This window comes from Pseudomonas sp. AC229, from assembly GCF_979254655.1.
Window position 1 is genome coordinate 54,239 of sequence record NZ_CEEDHK010000021.1, and the last position, 7,808, is coordinate 62,046.

At 54.1% G+C, this 7,808-nt stretch carries 10 protein-coding genes and 4 tRNA genes; all 14 read right to left on the reverse strand.

Features of this window, described 5'->3' with window-relative positions:
* Positions 1 to 48 precede the first annotated feature (48 nt).
* The 14 genes from rplL to birA all read right to left on the reverse strand — a co-directional run bounded on the left by rplL (position 49) and on the right by birA (position 7,608).
* Positions 49 to 417, reverse strand: a complete 369-nt coding sequence (gene rplL, locus AC0IW7_RS23420) for a 50S ribosomal protein L7/L12 (protein ID WP_122453847.1) — start codon at positions 415 to 417, stop codon at positions 49 to 51.
* A gap of 78 nt (positions 418 to 495) precedes the next feature.
* A complete protein-coding gene (rplJ, locus tag AC0IW7_RS23425) occupies positions 496 to 996 on the reverse strand; it encodes a 50S ribosomal protein L10 (protein WP_108096540.1) in 501 nt (166 codons plus the stop codon).
* Between the two features lie 200 nt (positions 997 to 1,196).
* On the reverse strand, positions 1,197 to 1,892 hold the full coding sequence (gene rplA / locus AC0IW7_RS23430; RefSeq protein WP_122453846.1) for a 50S ribosomal protein L1: 696 nt from the start codon (positions 1,890 to 1,892) through the stop codon (positions 1,197 to 1,199).
* Positions 1,892 to 2,323, reverse strand: coding sequence for a 50S ribosomal protein L11 (rplK, locus tag AC0IW7_RS23435; RefSeq protein ID WP_108096542.1), 432 nt, complete (start codon positions 2,321 to 2,323; stop codon positions 1,892 to 1,894). Before rplK ends, rplA begins: the two co-directional genes overlap by 1 nt.
* Positions 2,324 to 2,439: 116 nt before the next feature.
* The gene (nusG, locus tag AC0IW7_RS23440) at positions 2,440 to 2,973 is read right to left on the reverse strand and encodes a transcription termination/antitermination protein NusG (RefSeq protein ID WP_108096543.1); all 534 of its coding nucleotides are present in this window, start codon (positions 2,971 to 2,973) and stop codon (positions 2,440 to 2,442) included.
* Between the two features lie 9 nt (positions 2,974 to 2,982).
* Complete coding sequence (secE, locus tag AC0IW7_RS23445; RefSeq protein WP_471821164.1) at positions 2,983 to 3,351, reverse strand: preprotein translocase subunit SecE; 369 nt, start codon at positions 3,349 to 3,351, stop codon at positions 2,983 to 2,985.
* Between the two features lie 49 nt (positions 3,352 to 3,400).
* Positions 3,401 to 3,476: transfer RNA gene (locus AC0IW7_RS23450), tRNA-Trp, on the reverse strand.
* Positions 3,477 to 3,528: 52 nt separating this feature from the next.
* On the reverse strand, positions 3,529 to 4,722 hold the full coding sequence (tuf, locus tag AC0IW7_RS23455; protein WP_108096535.1) for an elongation factor Tu: 1,194 nt from the start codon (positions 4,720 to 4,722) through the stop codon (positions 3,529 to 3,531).
* Positions 4,723 to 4,805: 83 nt separating this feature from the next.
* Positions 4,806 to 4,881 (reverse strand) — tRNA-Thr (locus AC0IW7_RS23460).
* 29 nt (positions 4,882 to 4,910) lie between these two features.
* A tRNA-Gly gene (locus AC0IW7_RS23465) sits at positions 4,911 to 4,984 on the reverse strand.
* Positions 4,985 to 5,008: 24 nt separating this feature from the next.
* Positions 5,009 to 5,092, reverse strand: a tRNA-Tyr gene (locus AC0IW7_RS23470).
* Between the two features lie 141 nt (positions 5,093 to 5,233).
* Positions 5,234 to 5,914: an SPOR domain-containing protein gene (locus tag AC0IW7_RS23475; RefSeq protein ID WP_471821166.1), complete on the reverse strand. Its 681-nt coding sequence runs from the start codon at positions 5,912 to 5,914 to the stop codon at positions 5,234 to 5,236.
* A 7-nt stretch (positions 5,915 to 5,921) separates the two neighbouring features.
* Complete coding sequence (locus AC0IW7_RS23480) at positions 5,922 to 6,665, reverse strand: pantothenate kinase (RefSeq protein ID WP_471821168.1); 744 nt, start codon at positions 6,663 to 6,665, stop codon at positions 5,922 to 5,924.
* On the reverse strand, positions 6,655 to 7,608 hold the full coding sequence (gene birA / locus AC0IW7_RS23485) for a bifunctional biotin--[acetyl-CoA-carboxylase] ligase/biotin operon repressor BirA (protein WP_471821169.1): 954 nt from the start codon (positions 7,606 to 7,608) through the stop codon (positions 6,655 to 6,657). Before birA ends, AC0IW7_RS23480 begins: the two co-directional genes overlap by 11 nt.
* Between the last annotated feature and the right edge of the window lie 200 nt (positions 7,609 to 7,808).

A 7,808-nucleotide genomic window follows, 5' to 3' on the forward strand; every position in this document is an offset into this window, starting at 1 on the left:
CCATCAGCCTTTCGCTCAACGCTTGGGCTGTAGACGCAAGGTCGTCGCTTACTTGAGCTCGACTTTAGCGCCTGCTTCTTCCAGAGCTTTCTTGGCAGCTTCGGCTTCGTCTTTCGACACGCCTTCTTTAACGATGCCAGGAGCGCTGTCAACAACAGCTTTAGCTTCTTTCAGACCCAGACCGGTCAGTTCACGAACGACCTTGATCACGTTTACTTTCTTCTCGCCGGATTCAAGCAGCATTACGTTGAATTCGGTTTGTTCTTCAGCAACAGCAGCTGGGCCAGCAGCTGGGCCAGCGGAAGCAGCAGCAGCGCTAACGCCGAACTTCTCTTCCATTGCTTTGATCAGCTCAACGATTTCCAGAACGGATTTCTCGCCGATTGCGTCGATGATTTCTTGATTAGACAGAGCCATGACTCTAATTCCTGTATTGGGGTGACAGCCTACGCGGCCATCGAAATAAACAATAAACGCGAAAGGAGTTGCTCAGCCTCAGGCTGCGGCAGCTTCTTTCTGGTCGCGAAGGGCCGCCAGAGTACGAGCCAATTTGCTGGTTGCGCCTTGAATCACGCTCATCAGCTGAGAAATTGCTTCGTCACGGGTCGGCAGGCTTGCCAGTACGTCGATCTGATTAGCTGCGAGGAACTTGCCCTCGAACGCAGCTGCCTTGATCTCGAACTTATCCTGACCTTTGGCGAACTCTTTGAACAAACGGGCAGCAGCACCAGGATGTTCGTTAGAGAATGCAACCAGGGTCGGGCCAGTGAATACGTCGTTGAGCACGTCATATTGAGTGCCGGCAACGGCGCGCTTGAGCAGGGTGTTACGTACAACGCGTACGTAAACGCCAGCTTCACGAGCCTCTTTACGGAGTCCGGTCATTGCGCCTACTGTCACACCACGGGCATCAGCCACGACAGCGGACAGAGCGACTTTGGCAGCCTCGTTGACTTCAGCGACGATGGCCTTCTTGTCTTCGAGTTTAATTGCCACGGGTTAACTCCTGCTTGTTACGTTTCATCTGGCCGGAGCCGGATGTCGTTTGGTGTCAGATTCCGTAAGGAACCGGGAGCACCATCTGCGTAGGCTTGTGGTTTAAGACTTGCGTCGCCTACGGTCTTGGATAGCCCCCGCCAGGCAGGGACCCCAATCTTTCAACAATCGGAGCAATTACTTGCTCCGACTGATTTGTCTTACGCGTCCAGCGAGCCCTGATCGATAACCAGGCCTGGGCCCATAGTGGTGCTCAGGGTAACGCGCTTAACGTATATACCTTTCGAAGAAGCTGGCTTGATGCGCTTGAGATCAGCGATCAGGGCCTCAACGTTTTCCTTCAGCTTGATGGCTTCGAAGCCAACTTTGCCAACGGAAGTGTGGATGATGCCGTTTTTGTCGGTGCGATAACGAACCTGACCAGCCTTGGCGTTTTTCACGGCAGTGGCTACGTCTGGGGTTACGGTCCCGACTTTAGGGTTAGGCATCAGACCACGTGGACCGAGGATCTGACCCAACTGACCTACAACGCGCATGGCGTCCGGGGAAGCGATAACTACGTCGTAGTTCAGCTCGCCGGCCTTCATTTCAGCAGCCAGCTCATCCATACCAACGCGATCAGCGCCGGCGGCCAGAGCAGCTTCAGCTGCCGGACCCTGGGTGAACACAGCGACGCGAACGGTTTTACCGGTGCCGTGCGGCAGAACGGTAGCGCTACGTACAACCTGGTCGGATTTACGTGGGTCCACACCCAGGTTCACAGCGATGTCAAACGACTCGGTGAATTTAACTTTCGACAGCTCGCCCAGCAGGGTGGCCGCTTCTTCGAAGCTGTATGACTTGCCGGCAACAACTTTCTCGGCAATAGCCTTTTGGCGCTTGGTCAACTTAGCCATTACACACCCTCCACGTTAAGGCCCATGCTGCGAGCAGAGCCAGCGATGGTGCGTACTGCTGCGTCCATATCAGCAGCGGTCAGATCAGCCTGCTTGGTCTTGGCGATCTCTTCGAGCTGAGCACGAGTAACGGTGCCAACTTTGACGCTGTTCGGGCGAGCCGAACCGCTAGTCAGACCGGCAGCCTTCTTCAGCAGAACCGAAGCAGGGGTGCTTTTGGTTTCAAAAGTGAAGCTACGGTCGCTATATACAGTGATGATCACTGGAGTCGGCAGACCAGGTTCCATGCCCTGAGTCTTGGCGTTGAACGCCTTGCAGAATTCCATGATGTTCACACCGTGCTGACCAAGAGCCGGACCAACAGGTGGGCTCGGGTTAGCTTGTGCAGCCTTTACTTGCAGCTTGATATAAGCCGTGATTTTCTTAGCCATTAGCTACTCCAATTCGGGTTCTAACGCCTTGCGGCTCCCCGGGTTACTTACGTGTTTATCCCAGTGACGACAAAACCCCGCAGCCTGAGGCTGCGGGGTACGGGACGCTTTGTCAGTTATGCCTTTTCGACCTGACTAAACTCCAACTCAACCGGAGTGGAGCGACCAAAAATGGTCACAGCCACTTGAATCCGGCTTTTCTCATAGTTCACTTCTTCGACAACACCGCTGAAGTCAGCGAAAGGACCGTCAATTACACGGACCATTTCACCTGGCTCAAACAGGGTTTTCGGCTTCGGCTTGTCGCTACCATCAGCAACACGACGCAAAATTGCATCAGCCTCTTTATCAGTGATGGGCGCAGGCTTATCGGCAGTACCACCAATGAAACCCATGACTCGAGGCGTATCCTTGACCAAGTGCCAAGTGCCTTCGTTCATGTCCATTTGCACCAGAACATAACCGGGGAAGAACTTGCGTTCACTTTTGCGCTTCTGGCCATTACGCATCTCAACCACTTCTTCAGTGGGTACCAGAATCTCGCCGAACCCATCTTCCATGCCGGCCAGCTTGACGCGCTCGATCAGAGAGCGCATTACATGCTTCTCGTAACCCGAGTAAGCATGCACAACGTACCAACGCTTAGCCACGGGACACCTTTAACGAACAATCATGGAAACAAGCCAGCCTAGCAGGGAGTCAAGCCCCCACAACAACAGCGCCATTACCAGCACAACCGCCACAACAATGAGGGTGGTCTGCATGGTTTCCTGGCGAGTCGGCCAAACGACTTTGCGAATTTCAACCCGAGCTTCTTTAGCCAGCCCGAAAAATGCCTGCCCTTTAGCTGTTTGTAGCGCGATTGCAGCGGCAACCGCTGCAACCGCCAACAAACCCAGGACACGGTACAGAATCGGCTCACCAGAGAAGAACTGATTGCCAACCACGCCAACCACCACCAAAGCAACTACAACGAGCCACTTGAGCAGATCAAAGCGCGATTCTTTGGCTTCAGCCTTAACAGTCATTTACGAGGATCCTGTGAAAGGAGTGCCAGTTTCAATTTCTTGATAAAACTGGCAGGTCAGGAGGGAATCGAACCCCCAACCTACGGTTTTGGAGACCGTCGCTCTGCCAATTGAGCTACTGACCTAAAACAAAATCAGGCCGACCATTATGCCGGCCTGATGGGGACTAATCAACGATTACTCGATGATTTTGGCAACTACGCCAGCACCAACGGTACGGCCGCCTTCGCGAATCGCGAAACGCAGACCATCTTCCATGGCGATCGACTTGATCAAGGTAACAACCATCTTGATGTTGTCGCCTGGCATTACCATCTCAACGCCTTCCGGCAGTTCGCAACTACCAGTAACGTCGGTAGTACGGAAGTAGAACTGAGGACGGTAGCCTTTGAAGAACGGGGTGTGACGACCACCTTCGTCTTTGCTCAGGATGTAAACCTCAGCTTCGAACTTGGTGTGCGGCTTAACCGAGCCCGGCTTGGCCAGCACTTGACCACGTTCAACGTCTTCACGCTTGGTACCGCGCAGCAGCACGCCGCAGTTCTCGCCAGCACGACCTTCGTCGAGCAGCTTGCGGAACATTTCAACGCCGGTGCAAGTAGTCTGAGTGGTGTCACGCAGACCAACGATTTCCAGAGCCTCCTGAACCTTGACGATACCGCGCTCGATACGACCGGTAACTACAGTACCGCGGCCGGAGATCGAGAATACGTCTTCGATTGGCATCAGGAATGGCTTGTCGATGACACGAACTGGCTCAGGAATGTAGCTATCCAGAGTCTCTACCAGCTTCTTAACAGCGGTAGTGCCCATTTCGTTATCGTCTTGGCCGTTCAGAGCCATCAGAGCCGAACCGATGATGATCGGAGTGTCATCACCTGGGAACTCGTAAGTGCTCAGCAGGTCGCGAACTTCCATCTCAACCAGTTCCAGCAACTCAGCGTCATCCACCATGTCAGCCTTGTTCAGGAAGACAACGATGTAAGGAACGCCAACCTGACGGGACAGCAGGATGTGCTCACGGGTTTGCGGCATCGGACCATCAGCGGCCGAGCAAACCAGGATAGCGCCGTCCATCTGAGCAGCACCGGTGATCATGTTTTTTACGTAGTCGGCGTGACCAGGGCAGTCAACGTGTGCGTAGTGACGCACGGCCGAATCGTATTCAACGTGAGCGGTGTTGATGGTGATACCACGAGCTTTTTCTTCTGGAGCGCTGTCGATTTTGTCAAAGTCAACGCGAGCCGAACCGAAAACTTCGGAGCAAACACGAGTCAGAGCAGCGGTCAGAGTGGTTTTACCGTGGTCAACGTGACCGATGGTGCCAACGTTGACGTGCGGTTTGTTCCGTTCAAACTTTTCTTTAGCCATCAGAGCGTCTCCCATCGATTAAGTGCGCGAACCACGCAACCATTAAAACAAAGGCAGATATCTGCATATCTGCCTTTTAATAATGGAGCTCTTGAGCGGATTCGAACCGCTGACCTCACCCTTACCAAGGGTGTGCTCTACCAACTGAGCTACAAGAGCGAACTCTTTAAAACAAATTACTGCAAACATGGAGCGGGTAGCGGGAATCGAACCCGCACCATCAGCTTGGAAGGCTGAGGTTCTACCGTTGAACTATACCCGCGGAGCTTGCAGCTCTCGCTAAATATGGTGGAGGGGGAAGGATTCGAACCTTCGAAACTCGCGTGTCAGATTTACAGTCTGATCCCTTTGGCCACTCGGGAACCCCTCCAAAGTGAGGCGGCATTCTCTTCGTATGCCACCCTACTGTCAAGCAATTCCTCATAAAAAACTTGAGGTTAGCGCAATCGACAGCAACTTTTCAGAACACCCAGAAAGGCAACCCTGCAAAGCGGGCGCCATTCTATTCAAACTAATTGGGCGATGCAACGCTTTCGCAAGGCATTAATTGATGTTGCAGGCCGCCAAAATCTCTTGCCAACAGTTGCAGCAAACCATCATCAACCAACCGGCGACTACCCGGAGCAATCCGCACCCAGAAATTGCGATGCGCACGAGGCAACTCACGCATCTGAGGTTCGTACCCGACCTCACGCAGCCTCTGCATCACGCTTTCTGCAGACTCATTGCGAGGAAACATGCCTAGCGAAATACCGTTCGAAAGATCGCCTTGAGTGATGATGTAGCTGTCTATTTTTCTTGCCTGCAGCTCTTTTAACTGACGCAAGGATGCCTGGCGCGAGGCGAGTGGCGGCAAGTAAACCCAATAATCGAGCCCTGCCGGAGCATCCACAACCTGGACGCGAGACTGAATATCCAAGGTAATCAGACGCTGCTCCACCAGCTTTGCGGATTCTTCCTGATCGAAACCACCGAGATACATACACACCTCGGCAGCCTCAGCAGGCTCGTCGACAGAACGCTCGCGGCGACGCTGCGCGCCGCCGGACTCGCTAAGCAAGCGAATGTCACGACGCACCTCCTGATGCAAAGATAAAGGCGCGATTTCCTTGGCACGAAGCGGGGCCTGCTGCTGATGCCAGACGTAGTAGAAAAGATTCAAAACCAGCAGAAACAGAAACAACCAGCGCATATGGACCTCAAGGCAACGGACATGCGATAGCAAGGCCGACAAAAATCAGGTCGGGCATTACACGCGCAGCAGGCAGAATTTCTTTGACGGACCCCGCATCCCCCCCTGTAAGAAATACAGAAAAGGAGTCACCCCAATATCTGCGAGCCAGCTCAAGCTGAGTTTGAACGAACCCTCGCAGCATCAACGAACAACCTCGCTCCACAGCCTCAACCGTGGAGCGCCCCGGAACTAGGACCTGCATAGCCTCTTCAGCAGCGTCACCTTCGTAACGAATCCGGCGAGTGTGCGTCCGCAGCTGACTTCGCATCAGCGGCAGTCCCGGGCAAATAAACCCACCCAGGTGTTCCCCGCCGGCATCAACAAAGTCTGACGTCACCGCAGTGCCGAGGTCCAGAACCAGGCACGCACCACCAGCAAGACGGTACGCGCCAAGCACCGCCATCCATCGATCCAACCCTAACCGCTCGTAATCGATGTAGCCATTCTTGACCCCAGCAGCGGAAGGCGCCGGGCGCGCGCACAATGCCACCACACCAAACTGTTGAGACAAGAGTTCCACAAGCGATGATGTCTCCTCATCCCCCCTAACACTTACCAATCTCGCCGCGCTCAGCGCTATGCCTGGTAACGCCGAGAGTGCCGCGAGGAGCTCATCAGCACTCCCCACCACACCAGCATTGAAAACTGCCGCTTGATCCAGCACGCGCCACTTAATAAAGCTGTTGCCGCAGTCGAGCTCAAGAATCATCACGCAACCTCAAACTAAGCTCACCGCCACTATATTGGTGCTCAGTGCCAGCAACCAAGAGACGCAAGGCGCCCTGGGCATTTACTCCAAGCACAACCCCATCGATGCTCTGACTCCCCGCAGAAAGGCGAACCTTTTGGCCTTGCCACAAATGCTCGACCTCCCACTCCTCCCGAATCGCTTTGAAGCCTTCTTCGAGGTGCATCCGCAAGTAGCGACTCAAATGCACGTTCAAGCTATTAATAAGCACACTGCGGTCGATCATTTTGCCGCTTTCAAGGCGCATGGACGTCCAAGGCTGGTCGATCACATTCTGACTGCGCATATTGACGTTGATCCCAACACCGATCACTACATGGCAAACATCCGCCGGATCACCAGACAGCTCCAGCAATATGCCGGCGATCTTTTTGCCGCGCACCAGGATATCGTTTGGCCATTTAAGCCCCCCACCTGCTACACCCAATTCGCGTATCGCACCCAGCACCGCTAGCCCAACGACCAGACTCAGCCCCTCAAACTGAGCCGCCCCGCCCTCCGCACGCAAGAGAAGGCTGTAATAAACATTTTCCCCAAAGGGACTAGCCCATTGCCGGCCGCGCCGGCCGCGCCCAGCTGTCTGCCGCTCGGCGACTACAAAAAATGGGGGTGAAAATCCTCTTTCGAGGCATCTGAACGCCTCAGCATTAGTCGAATCAATGCTTTCAACCACATAGGGGGACCACCCCCCTGGATTGGGCATCAGATGATCACGCTCCAATAGAGAGATAGGGCTTTCGAGGGAATATCCTCGCCCGCGCACTTTGTGGACATGGAGACCATGCACTGACTCCAACTCTTGAAGCTGCTTCCAGACAGCCGCACGGCTTATACCTAGGGCCCGGCCGAGAGCCTCGCCCGAATGAAATTGACCATCTTGCAGAAGCGTCAGTAAGTTCGGCATTTGCAGTGAGCCCAACTGAAAGGCACGCATCATATCGATGCACTTGGCAATTGCATAGAAAGCATAAGAAGCTGGCGATCAGGACACTCAAGAGAACTCACCCAGCCCGCCTCACTTTTCCGCGCCCAAAAACAAACCCCCTACCCGTTTTCACGAGTAGGGGGTTTGGAATTTAAGCTTGACGATGACCTACTCTCACA

What these genes read in the sequence shown, in the direction of transcription:
- rplL (WP_122453847.1), bottom strand. Translation starts at nt 417, where the DNA reads ATGGCTCTGTCTAATCAAGAAATCATCGACGCAATCGGCGAGAAATCC.
- rplA (WP_122453846.1), bottom strand. Translation starts at nt 1,892, where the DNA reads ATGGCTAAGTTGACCAAGCGCCAAAAGGCTATTGCCGAGAAAGTTGTT.
- rplK (WP_108096542.1), bottom strand. Translation starts at nt 2,323, where the DNA reads ATGGCTAAGAAAATCACGGCTTATATCAAGCTGCAAGTAAAGGCTGCA.
- secE (WP_471821164.1), bottom strand. Translation starts at nt 3,351, where the DNA reads ATGACTGTTAAGGCTGAAGCCAAAGAATCGCGCTTTGATCTGCTCAAG.
- tuf (WP_108096535.1), bottom strand. Translation starts at nt 4,722, where the DNA reads ATGGCTAAAGAAAAGTTTGAACGGAACAAACCGCACGTCAACGTTGGC.
- AC0IW7_RS23475 (WP_471821166.1), bottom strand. Translation starts at nt 5,914, where the DNA reads ATGCGCTGGTTGTTTCTGTTTCTGCTGGTTTTGAATCTTTTCTACTAC.
- AC0IW7_RS23480 (WP_471821168.1), bottom strand. Translation starts at nt 6,665, where the DNA reads ATGATTCTTGAGCTCGACTGCGGCAACAGCTTTATTAAGTGGCGCGTG.
- birA (WP_471821169.1), bottom strand. Translation starts at nt 7,608, where the DNA reads ATGCCGAACTTACTGACGCTTCTGCAAGATGGTCAATTTCATTCGGGC.